Origin of the sequence: uncultured Clostridium sp., from assembly GCF_937920395.1 — a bacterium.
Lineage (GTDB): Bacteria > Bacillota > Clostridia > Clostridiales > Clostridiaceae > Clostridium_AD.
On record NZ_CALEVF010000168.1, the window covers coordinates 1 to 16,681 of the forward strand.

13 protein-coding genes are annotated in these 16,681 nt (G+C 31.1%); all 13 read right to left on the reverse strand.

Features of this window, described 5'->3' with window-relative positions; translation table 11 throughout:
- Window positions 1–283 precede the first annotated feature (283 nt).
- Window positions 284–637, reverse strand: a complete 354-nt coding sequence (locus tag Q0649_RS11095; RefSeq protein ID WP_298841603.1) for a helix-turn-helix transcriptional regulator — start codon at window positions 635–637, stop codon at window positions 284–286.
- Between the two features lie 47 nt (window positions 638–684).
- Window positions 685–1,020, reverse strand: a complete 336-nt coding sequence (locus tag Q0649_RS11100) for a YciI family protein (RefSeq protein ID WP_298841606.1) — start codon at window positions 1,018–1,020, stop codon at window positions 685–687.
- A gap of 350 nt (window positions 1,021–1,370) precedes the next feature.
- On the reverse strand, window positions 1,371–2,357 hold the full coding sequence (locus tag Q0649_RS11105; RefSeq protein WP_298841609.1) for an SDR family NAD(P)-dependent oxidoreductase: 987 nt from the start codon (window positions 2,355–2,357) through the stop codon (window positions 1,371–1,373).
- Window positions 2,358–2,381: 24 nt separating this feature from the next.
- Window positions 2,382–3,044: a TetR/AcrR family transcriptional regulator gene (locus Q0649_RS11110; RefSeq protein ID WP_298841612.1), complete on the reverse strand. Its 663-nt coding sequence runs from the start codon at window positions 3,042–3,044 to the stop codon at window positions 2,382–2,384.
- 529 nt (window positions 3,045–3,573) lie between these two features.
- Window positions 3,574–4,224: a beta-phosphoglucomutase gene (pgmB, locus tag Q0649_RS11115; protein WP_298841615.1), complete on the reverse strand. Its 651-nt coding sequence runs from the start codon at window positions 4,222–4,224 to the stop codon at window positions 3,574–3,576.
- An 18-nt stretch (window positions 4,225–4,242) separates the two neighbouring features.
- Window positions 4,243–6,312, reverse strand: coding sequence for a methyl-accepting chemotaxis protein (locus Q0649_RS11120; RefSeq protein WP_298841618.1), 2,070 nt, complete (start codon window positions 6,310–6,312; stop codon window positions 4,243–4,245).
- A 64-nt stretch (window positions 6,313–6,376) separates the two neighbouring features.
- The gene (locus tag Q0649_RS11125; protein WP_298841621.1) at window positions 6,377–8,569 is read right to left on the reverse strand and encodes a glycosyl hydrolase family 65 protein; all 2,193 of its coding nucleotides are present in this window, start codon (window positions 8,567–8,569) and stop codon (window positions 6,377–6,379) included.
- Window position 8,570: 1 nt separating this feature from the next.
- Entirely contained in the window at window positions 8,571–10,880 is a 2,310-nt protein-coding gene (locus Q0649_RS11130) for a glycoside hydrolase family 65 protein (protein WP_298841624.1), read from the reverse strand.
- A gap of 39 nt (window positions 10,881–10,919) precedes the next feature.
- Window positions 10,920–11,792, reverse strand: a complete 873-nt coding sequence (locus tag Q0649_RS11135) for a carbohydrate ABC transporter permease (RefSeq protein ID WP_298841627.1) — start codon at window positions 11,790–11,792, stop codon at window positions 10,920–10,922.
- A 14-nt stretch (window positions 11,793–11,806) separates the two neighbouring features.
- A complete protein-coding gene (locus Q0649_RS11140) occupies window positions 11,807–12,718 on the reverse strand; it encodes a carbohydrate ABC transporter permease (protein ID WP_298841630.1) in 912 nt (303 codons plus the stop codon).
- Window positions 12,719–12,824: 106 nt separating this feature from the next.
- The gene (locus tag Q0649_RS11145) at window positions 12,825–14,240 is read right to left on the reverse strand and encodes an ABC transporter substrate-binding protein (RefSeq protein WP_298841632.1); all 1,416 of its coding nucleotides are present in this window, start codon (window positions 14,238–14,240) and stop codon (window positions 12,825–12,827) included.
- Window positions 14,241–14,491: 251 nt separating this feature from the next.
- Window positions 14,492–15,511 (reverse strand): LacI family DNA-binding transcriptional regulator, encoded by a 1,020-nt coding sequence (locus Q0649_RS11150; protein WP_298841635.1) that lies wholly within the window; start codon window positions 15,509–15,511, stop codon window positions 14,492–14,494.
- A gap of 798 nt (window positions 15,512–16,309) precedes the next feature.
- The coding region (locus tag Q0649_RS11155; protein WP_298841638.1) for a transposase at window positions 16,310–16,681 on the reverse strand (372 nt) is incomplete at its 5' end.

The window sequence follows — 16,681 nt, forward strand, 5'->3', positions numbered from 1 at the left end:
TTAGAAAATGTTATATTAAGCTCATTATATGATTTAGAAATAAAAAATTTAAAGGACGGATTAAAAAAAATAGGTGAAAATTTAAAATAACACATTTCTTAGTTTAAAAACTTATATTCTTGAAAGTAGATATCAGTATTAAGTAACATTTGATTTATGCTTTTCATATAAAACATTCAAAATCGTTGCTAAATAATGACTGTAACTCAATTGGTATTGTATTACATTCAAAATATCGTCACTTTTAAAAATGCAACATGATGTAATCCCACATTCTAATCATTTATTTTTCTATCCTTCTGCTAGGATCATGCAGCAATGCATCTATTTGATTCACCAACTGCTTCAATTCACAGAGTGTACTCTCCTCAGGGGAAAGGTAGTAAAAGTTTTTTGTACCTTTTTCTCTCATACTGATTATCTTTTCCTCTTTAAGTATGCGGAGATGATGAGATACTGCCGGTCTTGATAAATGGATCTTTTCTGTTATTTCTCCAACGCGCATACCAGGATCACAGTTCTCACTGAGAAGAGCCAGAATAACCATTTGCCTCGTTTCATCTCCAATCACCGCCAAGCCATGGCCCACTTTATCGAAGCGTTCTCGTAATTGTTTGATTGCGTATTCACGATTCATATCATTAACTCCTTCTTTGTGCTCTCTTTACCTATAACCTAATAGGTTTATCTGTTGATGTACTTGCTTAATTTAACCATTAGCTTATGTTTAGGTGTTTGTAAGGATCCAAACATTGGATCCCATTCGTTTATAGTATGTTCAGCTACCAATCCTTCGTACCAATATGGATCCTGTTCAATTAATTGTTGTAGTTCGTTACGATCCTTAACTTTGAATATAAGCAATGCATCTTTTTCTCCATCTTTAGAATCTTTAATAGGGCCGGACACAATTAGTTTTTCCTGTTTAATGAGTTGTTCTAAATAGTCTATATGGGCATTCACATGTTTTTTCCATCCAATCATATCTTTGTGTAAATATCTAACCACATAATATTTCATAACATTTCTACTCCTATCTTTCGTTTATTAGTTTAATCTATTCGACTATTTAAGTATAAATCAAATTAATGTATTTATCACCATTGGGAAAGAAAATCGAGACAAATGGACGCTATAGTTAATTTGAGGGATACCTCTATCGGGGTATGGAAACGATTCGTGTAAAAAAACCATGGTAGGCGTATAAAAATGTAAAATATATAATTTAGCTACTAAACATTAAGGTTATCCAAAGCATCACTTACAACAATGACAATGCCTGCAGTATTTATAGTGACGACATAAAAGAAGATTCCGACTTAACTTTGCCTTAGATTGAACACATACAACCATTTTTATTAGATATGTTATTATATTTCTTGAGTATCTAAGGTTAATATAGTCTCATTTTTAGTAAGCCCAGATAATTTCACGCTAGTTCGCCATAAATCTTTTCTATTTTCTTTGCTATAGGAAAGTGTTGAAGACTTAATTTCCTTTATACCTTCAAAATATTTTCCAGTAGTTTTAGCCAAATCAGGATTATTAACTAGAGATGCTAATGCTTTACCTGATTTGGTAACAGTATTAACATTTGGATGAACTAGGATTAATAATGATAAAACATATCTCGATACAAATCTCAGAAATGGGGTGTAACTTCGAGCAAGTCCAGTTCCAGGCATCAACCCTGGATCAAAGGCGTTTACTGTAATGCTTTTATTAGTTTGCTTTTTTATTCTTTCTGTTAACTCGTAAACACAATAAAGATTACATAATTTTGAAGTAGTATATTTACGCCTACCTATTAAAGATATATTTTCTTTTGGACCAATTCCCTTAGGATATGCAAGTAATCTTGCACTTTCATACTTGGGTTCAGGCATTCCAGTTTTTTGTAATGGATCATGTGTTCCACTACTAACAAAAACTATTCTTCCTGTTTCAGATATACTTTCAAGTAGCATATTTACTAGTAGAAAATGTCCAAGATGGTTAACCCCAAAAGTAAGTTCAAATCCATCTTTTGTATATTGTTCTCTGTCAACAAGCTGTATCCCTGCATTGCATACAATCGCATATAATAGTGGTAACTGTGAATTCAAAAATTGGGTTACAAAATTTCTTACAGATTGTAAAGAGGAAAGATCAAGTTCTAAAGATATTATGTTGTCATTACCAGTTTCTCTAATCAGCGAATTCACTGCTTCTTTTGCCCTCGTAGCATTACGGCAAGCTATTACAATTTGATTGTTTTTATCATACTTTGTAATGTTTTTAGCACATTCATAACCTAATCCAGTATTACCGCCTGTTATTATAAAAGTTTTTTTGCTTAAAGATCTTTCTTTTACCATTTTGCCACCCCTTATTTATGATAATCACATCACTATATTTTGATCATAGTTTTTTATAGATCTTATAGTTAAACTAAACATTGTCTCAATAATTTCATCTATTTCTACTCCCCAATCAGTTATTACTGCATTGTCTTTGTCTAATATCAGTTTTATCAAACTCATAATATTTAAGTACAATATATATGAAGTATTTATTACATTTAAATCATTTCTTATGCTTTTATCTTCTATGCCTTCTTTTACTATATCTGTGAGTATGGAGAACAATTTAGATTGCTTTTCATAACAAGCCATGATAACTTCATCGCGTGGTAAGTTTTTAACACTCATATTATTAAAATTCAAAATAAATTTGAAATAACCTGGATATTTATTTAAAAAATCTATCTTTGCTTTACCTATAACTAAAATCTTATCCAATCCATTTTTTAATGAATTAAGTTCTAATGCTGCTTGTTCCATTTTCTCTGACATATCAAAAGCTCTGCAAGTAATTTCATAACATAATTGTTCCTTGCTTCCAAAGTAAGAGTAAACTGTTCTTTTACTATATTTTACCTTCATTGCTACATCATCCATAGTAGCTCCATCTATTCCTTTTAAAAAAAATACGTTCTCTGCAGCATTAACAATATTCTCTCTTCTTATTTTCTTTTTTGCTTCTTTTCCTATTCCATTTTCCATCTATAACCTCTAAAAATTTATTTTAATTTGAAAAAGTAAACTACAAGTGTACTTTTATATTACATTACTAAATTTCTTTTGTAAAGTACCTTTTTAAAATATAATAAAATACTAATAAGTTTATTAACTTATATATTTAATTATACTATATATCACATATATAACATATATTTCATATATTCTATATGAGAGGTTTACAGTTATAGGCGGCAAAAAAAACTACAACATAACGAAATTATATTGTAGGTTTTTTTGTTTTAGAAAGTAATAACTTCAAAATTCAAGAGATAAATTTTGAAAATAGAGTATATTTACAATAAGTAAAGAATGTTTATGGCCTCACAGTGAAAGCAACTTAATTGGTATGTGTTACATTCAAAATATCAATACACGCTTAATAAAGTAAACCCATATCTAATTATAGGAGTAGCAATCACATTGTATGACGGCTACTATTTTTTCTGCTTATTTTTAATCATTTTGTGAAATTAGTTTTATATATAATATCGTAATTGTAAATTTTATCATTCTATACTAATTTTAAAATATCTTCAGCTGTAAAATCACCTATACGTGTGCTTCTTAAATTAGCTACACTGCTATTACAAGCACTACCAACAGCAATAGCTTTCATATTTGCTGATATCGCAGCTTCTATTCCAGCCTCCGCATCTTCAACTACAGCGCAATACTCAGGTGCTACCCCAAATAGCTTTGATGCTAAAAGAAATACCTCTGGATTAGGCTTACTATAAACTATTTGATTTCCATCTGCAACCGCATCAAAATAATTATTAAGACCAATTTTGTCAAGAATCTTAACAGCATTTTTACTAGAGGAACCAATAGCCAATTTTATGCCTAGTTTCTTTAGACTATCTATAAGTTGCCTTACTCCTGGAAATATATCTTTAGGTCCGATTCGGCCTAAAAGTTCTACATATATATCATTTTTTTTATTAGCAAGACCTATTTTTTCTTCAGCTGTATATGTCTTTTTAGCTTTTTCAAGGATTATCTCAAGGCTCTCCATTCTACTTACACCACGAAGTCTATGATTTATTTCATAATCAAAACATATATCTTCTTCAACAGCCATAGCCTTCCAAGCCTTATAATGATATTCATCTGTAGATACAATAACTCCATCCAAATCAAATATTACACCTTTAATACTCATAATCTCTCCTCCTGTTATTTATATTTTAAATACTTCAATTTTTTTATTAAGCTCAACAACTAATTCTGTAGTGTTATTAATATTTTCTACAAATTGAGTTACATATGCTACTTGTTCTTCACCAGAAGCCACTACTTCTTCTGTAGCTGCTACAGAATTTTGAGCTACTCTTTTAATTTCATCAAGTGATACTGAAACTTCATGCCTATAATTAATAATTTCTTTGGTAGCTTGTTTTACTCCCTCAAACTTATCAATCAACAAGTTCATAGAATTTTTTATTGATTTAAAGGCTACTTCTGTATTAGCTACTACTACTTTCTGTTCTTTAAATATAGTATTAGCAATTAGCATAGTTCCTTCGGTCTTTTTAACATCATTTTGTATAGAATCTATTATACCTATTATATTATTTGTAGCTAAATTTGAGGTTTCAGCTAAATTTTTAACCTCACTTGCTACAACAGCGAATCCTCGGCCAGCATCTCCTGCCCTTGCGGCTTCAATGGAAGCATTTAGAGCTAATAGGTTAGTTTGCTTTGAAATGTTTTGTATAGTTTTTACAATTCCTACAATGCCATAAATCTTATCCCCTAAATTATTTATTTCAGCCTCAAATTGATTGAAAGTTTTCATAGATTTTTGGGTATTTAAAGTTAACTCATCAATTGTAATTGATGAGTTATCACTTACATCAATAGTTTGGATCGCAACTGAAGTAACATCCCCAATATTAGAATTTACAATATTTATTTTATCTGATAAATTATTCATAATATTATCTGCATCTTCTATACTTTCTGCTTGTTTTACTATTCCACATGAAATATCTCCCATCGATATTGAAACATTTTCTGTGATTAACTTTGACTGCTGGGCCATAACGCTCATTTGCGCCATATCTTTCACTATATTATTGCTCATTCTTTTGTTTTCTACGATTAAATCTCTAATATTTGCAATCATTTTATTGAAGCTTTTAGACAACATAGCAATTTCATTATTCCCTTTGATACCACTTTTAACTACTAAATCGCCGTTTTTAGCTTTCTCCATAAGTGTCATTATTTGTTGTAATGGATTTGCGATGCTTCCCGATATTATTAACCCAAGAATTATAGAAAGTATTACACATAGTATACCTACAACTATAGTAGCGGTCCTTGCAGAATATAGCCCACTATATAATGATGACAATGGCACTTTAGTAGTAATTATCCAGTCGTTTGTAGTCTTAGAGTAAGATATTAATGAGCCTTTATCTATAAAACTTCCATATTCACCTTTAAATAAATTATTATTTAGTGTTGCTTTCTTACCAATTAATTTATCATGGTCACTTGATATCGCTATATAATTATTATCATATATGGTGATTTCAGAATTTTTGGGCAAAGTTGCATTAGCATATATATCAGACAAAATGCTTGAGTCTAATGATATTATTATTACTCCCGTATCAAGCATACTTGAAGGGTTTACAAATTTTTTACCCATGTATATCCTATCATATTTTCCATTTTCTCCGGCGAACCATATAATATCCGTACTTGCATGAATTTTTTTAAATAAAGTACCTTTTATAAACGTAGTTTTATCGATATTATCCTCCTTTGAAAAGAAGTTTACCATTGGGGATTTATAGATAAACAAAGATTTTATGTTTGGATTACTTATAGTTAAAGAACTTAAAGTTTTTGTTATACTCTCTTTTGCCATTCTAGTTTCAAGAGAACCATCATCCATTGTAGCCAAATTAATTTTAGAATAAATATCAGGATTTCCATAAACTGTGTTAATAATTTTTTCAGCATTGTTAAGTGACTGTAGCATATTATTAGACATTTGTTGCGCTACTTGTTGAGAAAAATAACCTACATTTGATGACATTGCATTAGAAGCTTTAAAATACGAGAGACTACCAACAATAACTAGAGGAATAGTAGTTAGAAGAATGAAATAGGAAACTAATTTTATTTTAATACTTTTGTTATTAAGTCTAATAGCCTGTATTTTGTTAATTGATTTCTGCCTTGAAAGCATCGTAATTAATTTCCTCTTAGCATTACCTCGTCCTTTATTTCTCATCTATACAACTCCTTCTTCTCACTAGGTCTTATATATTGAAATGCAATGCTAGTAGTGTGTAAATTTATAATTTGATAATCTCATGTTCTTCATGAGTGATGTTTATAAAATATTTTTCTCCTTGCACCATTATCTTGAATGAAAGTCTTCTCCATTTTTCTGGTAAGTTAGGACTAACCGTAATCATGCCATCTTGAACCTTTAGTCCAGCAAAACCTAATATTGCCGCCATCCAAGCTCCACCATTCGCGGCTGGATGTGTGCCACCTATATATATTGAGCCTGCAAACTGCTTAGTTTCTCCAGTCAAATCCACGTTTGCAGTTTTTACAAAAAACGGATATGCCCACTTCTCATTTCCAATATCACAAGAAAGTAGTGAATAGACACATGGACTTAGACTAGAACCGTGTTCTGTTTTTGGTTCATAATACTGCCAGTTTGCTTTCTTTACAGCTAACGTATAATCGTCCTTAAATAAATAAAGCATAAGTACAATGTCTGCTTGCTTTATGATTTTAGTAGTTGATGCAACACCATGCCCACCACCCCAATATTCTTTTGGGTCAAGCAGTCTACCCCTAACTTCATCTACAGAGCAATTTTCTAAATTGTTATATCCATCAAATTGTTCAATTATATGAGTTTTGTCATCAGGAGCTGGTACATATAGCTTTTCTTTAAACTTAACTATATTATCAATTTCGTCAATATAATTAATTCTTGAAATAAGCTCTAAATACTCTTTTGGACACTTACCCCTTAACAGTTCTATAGTTTGGAGTGTTACATCTAAAGTATGATAAATCATTTTATTTGTGTATGCATTATTATTTACCCTTTCATGATACTCATCAGGTCCGATAACATCTAGAATTTCATATCTATCCTTATCTTCTTTATAATAAGCATAAGAATAAAAGAACCTTGCACATTCAAGAATTACCTCTGCACCACCATCTAATAGTATGCTAATATCGCAAGAAAACTTATAAGTTTCCCATATTGCATAAACTACATCAGCACTTATATGAACTTGTTTATCCTTAAAATATGTTTTGACAGGGCGACCAGTAAAGATATCTGTCACATTAAAATCGCTACAGGCATCTTCACCATTTTCTTGACTTTCCCAAGCATAAAATGCTCCTCTAAAGCCATAGTATTCCGCTTTTTTTCTAGCTCCATCTAATGTTCTAATACGGTAATTCACTAAATTTCGAGCTACCGCAGGTTCCGTATGGAGAAAAAATGGAAGCATGAAAATCTCAGTGTCCCAGAATATTGCACCCTTGTAGGTTTGTCCCGAAAGTCCCCTTGCAGGTATTGATAATTTATTTGAATGTAATGGTGCAATAATTTGAAGTTGATAAATACTATACCGAAGTGCTAATTGATCCTCTTCACTGCCCTCTATAATTACATCGGAATTATCCCATCTACCTTTCCACTTCATTATGTGTTCATTGAAATCTTTCTCATAACCATTCTTGGAAGCTCTACGCGTATCAATTTCACAATCTCCTTCAATATTAGAAGTTTCATCATTTCCAGTGTAAACAGATATATATTTATAAATAGTATATTCTACTTTAGGCTCTGCCTTAAACTTTATATTTCGAAATATACTCTTTTCCCCTTTTTCAATAACTTCCTTCGATTCAAATTTTCGTATACAAACTTCAGTTACTACAACTGGTACTTTTAATTCCTGAGTTCTTGAGGACACTTTTATTAATTCGTTTATGTTCTCCACTTTGTAATTCTCCAAATGAAAACCATTTATATCCCATACATCTCCATCAATACCAGTTTTAATAATTAATTCACAATTTTGGTTCACTGTCAGTGTATATTTAAGACAAATCAAATGAGAATTGACAAGACTAACAAAGCGCTCTGATTTAAGATTTATTTCACCATGAATTGTATTCCATGTAGTGTTTCTTCTATGAATTCCTTCATTTATATCCAGGCTTTGTACATGCTTTAATGGATTTGCTTGTAATAAACTTACTTCTTCCCCATTAATACTAAATGTAGTAAACAGTCCATTAGGAGCATTAATTGGCTCACGCCAGCTATCCCCTTGTTTATCATATAACCCGGAAATATTGCATGCAACTAGTTCATTTTTAGTGTACTCTTCCATAGTTCCACGCAGGCCCATATAACCATTTCCTGTCATAAATTTATTCCCATTATTAACTATATTTTTATTGTTAAATCCATTTTCATATACCGTCCATGATTTCAAGTTAACCCCTCCAACATTCAGGCATAAGTATATTTACCTCTTTAGAATCTATGGTATATTCTTTATCGTAGATTACTACAGTTATAGCCTTATTATTAATAGTTCGAAAAGTTATATTTATCTTATCGATTTTTATTAAAAGCACTGCTTCTTTATAAACAATTCTAAAACTATATCTTTCCCAGTCTATAGGTATAGATGGATTAAACTTTAGTATATCGCCATCACTTCTCATTCCGCCAAACCCATATACAATATTTACCCATGCGCCAGCAAGGCTTGTAGTATGGAGCCCTTCTTTAGTATTTCTATTATAATTATCTAAATCCATACGAGTTGCAAAACCGAAAAAGTTAAAAGCTTCTTCATGTTTTTTTAGCTCCGATGCAAAAATAGAATGAATGGATGGAGAAAGTGAGGACTCATGAATAGTTTTTGGTTCATAATATTCATAATTAGCTTTTTTTTGTGCTAAACTAAATTCTTGATTATATAAAAACATAAACATTAAAACATCCGGTTGTTTTATCATATCAGTACGATATATCCTATCGTAGGACCAATTATTATAAAGAGGAAACTCCTCAATAGGTATAGAATTCACATCAATATGTGGCATATTAAAATATCCCTCATGCTGTTCATAAATATTGCTTTTCTCATCCAATAAAATAAGCATATTATCTGAACATTTTTTAAAATTCGAAAAATCCTCCTGAGTAATCTCTATTTTCTCTTGTAATTGATTATACTTAGCGGCTGAATCTTCCTTTAGTTCTTTTATTACCTCTAATGTATAGTTAAAGACTTTTTTAGCCATATAATTGGTATAACAATTATTATTAACCATCATATGAAACTCATCAGGTCCCATAACAGAAAAGAATCCAAATTTATTTGTAAGCTGACTCCAAGCTCCACGTGACACTAAAAATCTACTAATCTGAATAAGCATTTCTACTCCATGAGTATATAAAAACTCTTTATCTCCACTCAAATGAACATAATGCCAAATTCCATAAGCAACACCAGTACTTGGTTGAAATTGAAGACTAGCATGCTGCCATAAGTCACAGCCTTCCTCTCCATTTAATGTTGCAATTGGATAACACGCCCCAGAACAGTCTAACATTTTAGCACGTTCCATAGCCCGATTAAGATTGCTATATCTAAACTCCAATAAATTCTTAGCTGCTTTTAAATTATTAAATAAATAAAATGGCAAACAATAAGTCTCTGTATCCCAGAAGGCATGACCATTATAAGCTTCACCCGTTAATCCTTTTGCCCCTATATTATTAGATGGATCTTGTCCATGATAAGTTTGCTGCATTTGAAAAATACAATATCTTATGCCCTGTTGATTTTTTTCATCACCATCAATTTGGATATCAAATCTATCCCAAATATTTCCCCAGAGTGTCTTGTTTTCTTTAAGAGCTACATCTAAACCTTTATTGTACTGCTTTAAAACTGCATTAGTGCCTTTATATAATAGATAATCATCATCCTTTGAAGTGTCCTTTAAAACTACATTTGATACCAGCTTATCAATGACACTAGCTTCACCTTTTATAAGTGTCAAAGAAATTTTATAACCAGTAATCTTATGATCCTCATACACACTTTTACTATTGATTTTATCAGATACAAGTTTGAAACCTGAGAAAACCCTTTGGTTTGAGGTAAGCGTCTTCCCAATAACTGCAACTATTTCATCAGAAGCTTCCTTTTTAATCACATTCCAATAATTTTTATGTTTTGTCGTCTGAATAGTACCAAAATCTAATGCCATTATAATATCTATATTTCCAGAAAAATTAATAGGTTCAAATATAATTCTTTGGAAACCTTCATGAGTGCTTTCCATATTTAGGAATCTTAGAAACTTAACTTTTAACCTTTTCCCGGATCTAGTATTCCAAATAAATTCTCTAGTAAGAGTACCTTCTTTTAAATCTAAGATTCTTCTAAATTCGCAAAAGCTAACAGAGTTTAAGTCTAACTGCTCACCATCAATCGTTATTCTAGTATATAGCCAATCTACTGAATTAACCATAAAATGAGTATGATCTATAATTCCCTTGTACGCAGATTTATTTACATCATCAGAATATTCGTATACTCCATTAAAGTAACTTCCCAAAAGACTTTCACAAGATGAACTCTCATCAAAATATCCCCTTACTCCCATATACTCATTTCCTAACGAAAAAATTGATTCAGATACTCTATTTCTATTTTTATCAAAACCTTCTTCAATAACTTTCCATGGATTAAGTTTGTAATATATGTCCGCAATTTTAGTCATAATAATCCCCGCCTTATAATAAAGTTTTATTAAATTTCGTTAGCCCTTAACTCCTGAATCTGAACTACCTTGAATAATCTGTTTTTGAAAGATTGTAAATAAAATAATTGGTGGAATCATTGCAAATAAAATTGCTCTTAATACTTCAACATCTGTAACAGGACTATTCCTAAATTGGAATAAACGCACCATTACAGTTTCAAGTCCTGTATTGTTAAGTAACAAGTATGGTAATAAAAAGTCTGACCAAGCAGCATTAACTGCATACATTGAAATTACCATTGTTATTGGTTTACTTAATGGCATTACAATTCTAAAAAATATTTGTAAATTATTACATCCATCTAATCTAGCAGCCTCTATTATTGACATTGGAAGCTTATCAAAAAACTGCTTAAACAAAACTACAAAAAATGCATTAGCTCCAATAACGAGCCACAGTGGATAGAAAGTTCCGCTTAGTCCTAATTTAGTTATATTTATAAAAAGTGGAACTACACTAGTAGTTGCTGGAACCATAAGGCTTCCTAATATAAGTCCATAAACTATTTTTGTCCCTTTAGGTTTTATTATGGAGATCGAATATGCAAGTAACCCATTAAAAACTACTGCACATACAACACTTCCAGCTACTGCATAAAATGAGTTTAAATAATACTTGAAAAAATCAAGATCCTTCCATGTTTTAACAAACTTACTAAAATCCAAATGCTTAGGTAATAAAGTTGGTTCTATAGTAAATTCCTTTATATCTTTAAAACTTGAAAGAAAAACCCATATAGGCGGAGCAACTGATATTATAGTAATAATTAAACAAATAATAAAGATGCTATAGTATAAAATCCTTACACTAGGCTTTTTTAAATCCGATTGAGCAATAATACCATTATCTTTTTTTTGTAATTTACCCATGAATTTTCTCCTTTCTACATATCTTTTTCTTTACTAACTTTGTTATAAATTGCAGTTAATATTATTAAGAACACACTTATGATAACCGAAACTGCAGCTGCTTTTGGGTAATCGAATTGTTCAAAAGCATATTTATAAACTAATTGCATTATTGATATAGATGCATCATTAGGTCCTCCATTGGTCATTACTAATGGTTCATAAAGTATCTGAAAAACAGATATAACTTGTAGAATCAAAAGAGTTCTCACTAAATTGTGTAGATTTGGTAAAGTTACATGAACTACTCTCTTCCAGATACCAGCTCCATCAATAATAGCAGCCTCATATAATTCCGGGTTTACTCCTTGAAGTGCAGCTAAATATATAAGAGCCGTAGCCCCTGCACCCTTCCATGTCATGGTAAAGACTATTAAAGGTATAGTAATTTTAGGATTACTAAGCCATATCTGAGGTGCTACACCTAAATGCCCTAAAATTATATTAAGCACACCTGTTTGTCCAGGTTTTAAAATAAATCCCCACATTAAAACAGTGGCTAAGCCTGGTACTATATTAGGAAAATAAGTCCCAACTCTAAACAAAGATTTAGCATGTACCAATTCATTCATCAATATAGCCATGATTATAGGAATAAAAAAGCCAATAATAATTGAAAAGAATGTGTATTGAAAAGTATTTCTTATGGCTGGCAGAAAATCAGGGTGATGAAATACATCTATATAATTTTTTAGACCAACAAAAGCTACACTAGTCATTCCTCTGGCGCTATAAAGTGAGAGACGGATACTTTCTAATAGTGGTACCCAAACAAAGAATGCGAATAATATAAGTGCAGGTAACATAACTAACCATCCAGATAAGTTCTTTCTAATAATTTGGGACAACTTATGTTTGACTATTATTTCTTTTCTAACTTCAAGCATTTAAACCCTCCTTTTACAAAATAAGACGGAACGATAATTTGGTACTTAATTTACACACCGTGAAGATCTTAGTGCCCCACGGTGATAGTAATTGATAGGTTTGTTGTTACTTATTCACTTGGCTATCTAAAAGACTTTGAAGATTTGAGTTAGCAGTTCCAAGAAGTTTAGTAACATCTGCATTTTTATCTGTAAGTACAGCTTGAAGTACCTTTGTTAATTCCGCATACATATCTTGTGAAATCTTAGGTTCTTCAGTGTGTAAATTACCAGGTTTGTTTATCATCTTATAGTAATCGTTAAACATTGCCATATCTACATTTGAATTCTTTTTAACACTATCATTTTGAGCTTTCAAAAAAGCTGGTGAAGTCCATGCTGGGAATGATGGTATAACTGGTGTTCCACTTGCAACTTTATTTTTTGCATCTGCATCCAAACCTGCTATTGATGCCGGTGTTACAACTGGCGCTTTTCCCATAACTTCAATGTATTTAAGTGCTGCTTTTACTTGCTCAGGAGTATCTTTTGCAGAGAACATATATGGTGTACCACCCATTAGTGAATATTGTCCACCCGGGCCTGCAGGCATTGGTACAAGCGCAAGTTTTCTAACATTTAATTTATTAACTTGAGTTACTTGATTTACTGCATCATTTGCTCCAATATACATAGCAGCCGCACCAGTTCCAAGAGCCTTAAATCCTGAACTCCAATCCTCATTAGTAGGATCATCAGTTAAAACATCATATTTCCATTTTAAATCTTTAACATAATTCATTGCTGCTATATCTTCTTTAGAATTAAGTTGTGCAATCCATCTACCGTCCTTTTGTGCTTCTAGTTTCGCACCAAAAGCCCAAGCTAAATTTGAGTAATGCCATCCACCAGCATTATCTTTAGCTAAAATATCTAATCCAGCAGCCCCAGTTTTAGCTTTTATTATCTTAGCATCTTGTGCAAGTTCATCCCATGTCTTTGGATATTTAGGAATTCCCTTAGCATCTACTAGTCCAGCCTTTTGAAACAAATCAACATTTATCATTAATCCTAATGAATATCCATCACGTGGAATACCATATATTTTACCGTCCTTTGATAACAAATCTTTAATTTTAGGATTCATAGCAGTATCCCATCCAAGTTCCTTAAGTTCACTAGTTATATCTTTTACAAATCCACCTTCAATAAGCTTTTGTGGTTCTGTGTACCACGTTTCAAATACAGTAGGTAAATTTCCTGACTCTGCCAAGGAAATAAAAGTATCAGTTGCATACTTATAGTATGCTGGTACAACATTAATCTCTGGATTTGTAGTTTTTAAAGTTGCTACAAATTTTTTGTGCATTTTAATATCATCAGTTAATGTTGCTTCAGGCCAAATTCCAAGTTTAATTGTTACCTTACCTTTGTCTGCCCCTGTATCTGAACTCGTGCTCGAACTTTTATTTGCACAACCTGTAAAAGATAACAATGATGTAAGTAACCCTAAAGTAATAATTCTTTGAATACTTTTTTTCATGTAATTTCCCCCTTTAAATAGGTTTTATTATTAAGGTTTAACGTTTAACCTAATTTAATTATAATCGTTTACAAATTCCTTGTCAATATAATTATTATTTTCTTGAATAAATGGTACTTCCTACATACTTATAATAAAATGAAAAAACTAAAGCCCCATTATGGCATTAATACCCATCATGGAGCTGGTTTTTCACATATATATTATATTTTAATAACCTCTTTTCATAAAACGACGTTTAGCTTTATCTTTTAATTTTTATTTATATCTTTTACACTATTTCTTTCTATAAGAGTAACTGGCAAAATCACATTATAACTTTTTATTAAATCACCCTGGATAACGTTAATGAGTGATTCAACAGCAACTTTACCCTTTTGTAATATATCTTGGTGTATTGTTGTTAATCTTGGCGCTGTAAGTGAGCTAATATATAAATCATCAAAACCTACCACAGAAAAGTCATCAGGTACTCGTTTTCCCTTTTCATTAAGACCAGATATAATACCTGCCGCCAATATGTCAGCAGTAGCAAATATAGCAGAAACATCGGTTCTATTACTTAATTCATGTCCAAGTTCTATACCTTCTGTTATTGTTATTTCTTGTTGATATACATTTTTACTATTAAATCGTATATTAGCTTCCTTCAGTGCCATATTATATCCTCTAAAGCGTTCTTCTACAACTCCACTTTTTTTAATTATTGGTGAAGCAAAGACTATGTTTCTATGTCCTTTATCAATTAAATATTTTGTTGCAATGTAGCCACCCTTACAGTCATCTAACCCAATATTTAATACTTGGTGGTTAACAACGTAACTATCGATGAGTACAAAAGGTATAGAAGCATCCATTAACCTTTCAAAAAATTCATCCTGGAATAAACCAATCAATATCAAACCATCTATATTCCAGTTACGAAGCAATAAAAACAAATCATCCTCACTATATACAGTACGTACCATTAAATAATATCCCTTTTCACGAAGTTTCTCTTCTATTCCATCAATCACAACACTATTAAAAGGGTCAGAAATAAAGTTTCCACCTTTTCCTGGCACTACATGATTAATTACTCCTATAATTTTTGACGACTTGTTGACTAACGATCGAGCAATCATATTAGGAACATAATTATCTCTTTCTATTAACTTTTTTATTTTCTCAACAGTCTCTTGTGCAACCCGCTTATGATTTCCATGTATAACATTTGATACAGTAGTAACACTAACATTTGCTTCCATAGCAATATTTTTTAAAGTAGTCATATTATCCTCCGAAATTGTAGCTTTACAAATCCATCTACCTATTAGTTCAAAATTACAGTTACCTTTTATAATTGTTACTACCACTATAATTATAGTGATAGTAACAATTATATAAAACGAACTGTGCTTTTTTAACGTTATTATATCATATTTCAACTATTATTATATCACTGACAAGAAATACAAGAAAAAAAATGGATAAAAATACTTACAGAAAATAATATACCATATGATAAATCAAAAACTGGTCACGATTAATTTGTCACGTATTTACGACTAAGTACTAGATTGTTGGAGGAGATATTTTTAATTTAAAATACTTTTTTGCAACCGAATTAGAACGCTAAAACTCAACTTGTTTTTAATATTATGAGAATAACCATTATTACAAATAATGCATAAATGGAGTGTATATTCTCAATTAGACACCTTTTATGCAGTAAAATAGAGCTCTATTGCATATTAAAAAAGCATGAATGAGGGTATAGGCTAAATATGGCACATAATAAATGGAGTGAAATGAACAGGCTCGGATTCAGATGTTGATCCGACAAAAGCTATCACCTTAAGTATATACTTAAACGATGATAGCTACGAGAGTTGCTCAATGTCTGAAACGAGCTATTGAAAGATGCCGCGTTAGCTCTACTATGGAGATTCAATCTTTCTCCTCTTTCTGAAATTAACTTTAACATTAAAATTATTAACTATAATTCCCAGAATTGTATCAATAATTCTGGGAATTTCAGATTCGCTTCTAAAAATAGACGTAATTTCCCCCTCCCCTAAATAAAGACTTTATGCTATTTTATTTATTTCTCCTGGCGGAGAATAGTTTTGGCGATTCAACTTTTCTTTTGTAACCATTTCACCTTTATCACAGCAAGGACAAATATTTATATCTATTCCTGTCAGCTTAAGAAGAAGCTCTGCTGTACTTAACTTAACATCTGAATTTTCACTTTTACTTTGTACTGCACCTGTAAGTTCTTTGCATTTTTGAAGTTTGGTTGATCTATTTCTATTGCTTAAAATTCCATAGTGTCTAATTTTAACAAATTTTCTTGGTAAAACATGCATGAAAAATCTTCTCATAAATTCGTCTACTGTAAGAGTCATAAATTTTTCTTTATTATTGTCTCTATAATCTTTCCACTTAAATGTTACATA

Bases quoted from the DNA above. Each gene is read 5' to 3' on its own strand.
- Q0649_RS11095 (WP_298841603.1), bottom strand. From the start codon at position 637: ATGAATCGTGAATACGCAATCAAACAATTACGAGAACGCTTCGATAAA.
- Q0649_RS11100 (WP_298841606.1), bottom strand. From the start codon at position 1,020: ATGAAATATTATGTGGTTAGATATTTACACAAAGATATGATTGGATGG.
- Q0649_RS11105 (WP_298841609.1), bottom strand. From the start codon at position 2,357: ATGGTAAAAGAAAGATCTTTAAGCAAAAAAACTTTTATAATAACAGGC.
- Q0649_RS11110 (WP_298841612.1), bottom strand. From the start codon at position 3,044: ATGGAAAATGGAATAGGAAAAGAAGCAAAAAAGAAAATAAGAAGAGAG.
- pgmB (WP_298841615.1), bottom strand. From the start codon at position 4,224: ATGAGTATTAAAGGTGTAATATTTGATTTGGATGGAGTTATTGTATCT.
- Q0649_RS11120 (WP_298841618.1), bottom strand. From the start codon at position 6,312: ATGAGAAATAAAGGACGAGGTAATGCTAAGAGGAAATTAATTACGATG.
- Q0649_RS11130 (WP_298841624.1), bottom strand. From the start codon at position 10,880: ATGACTAAAATTGCGGACATATATTACAAACTTAATCCATGGAAAGTT.
- Q0649_RS11135 (WP_298841627.1), bottom strand. From the start codon at position 11,792: ATGGGTAAATTACAAAAAAAAGATAATGGTATTATTGCTCAATCGGAT.
- Q0649_RS11140 (WP_298841630.1), bottom strand. From the start codon at position 12,718: ATGCTTGAAGTTAGAAAAGAAATAATAGTCAAACATAAGTTGTCCCAA.
- Q0649_RS11145 (WP_298841632.1), bottom strand. From the start codon at position 14,240: ATGAAAAAAAGTATTCAAAGAATTATTACTTTAGGGTTACTTACATCA.
- Q0649_RS11150 (WP_298841635.1), bottom strand. From the start codon at position 15,511: ATGACTACTTTAAAAAATATTGCTATGGAAGCAAATGTTAGTGTTACT.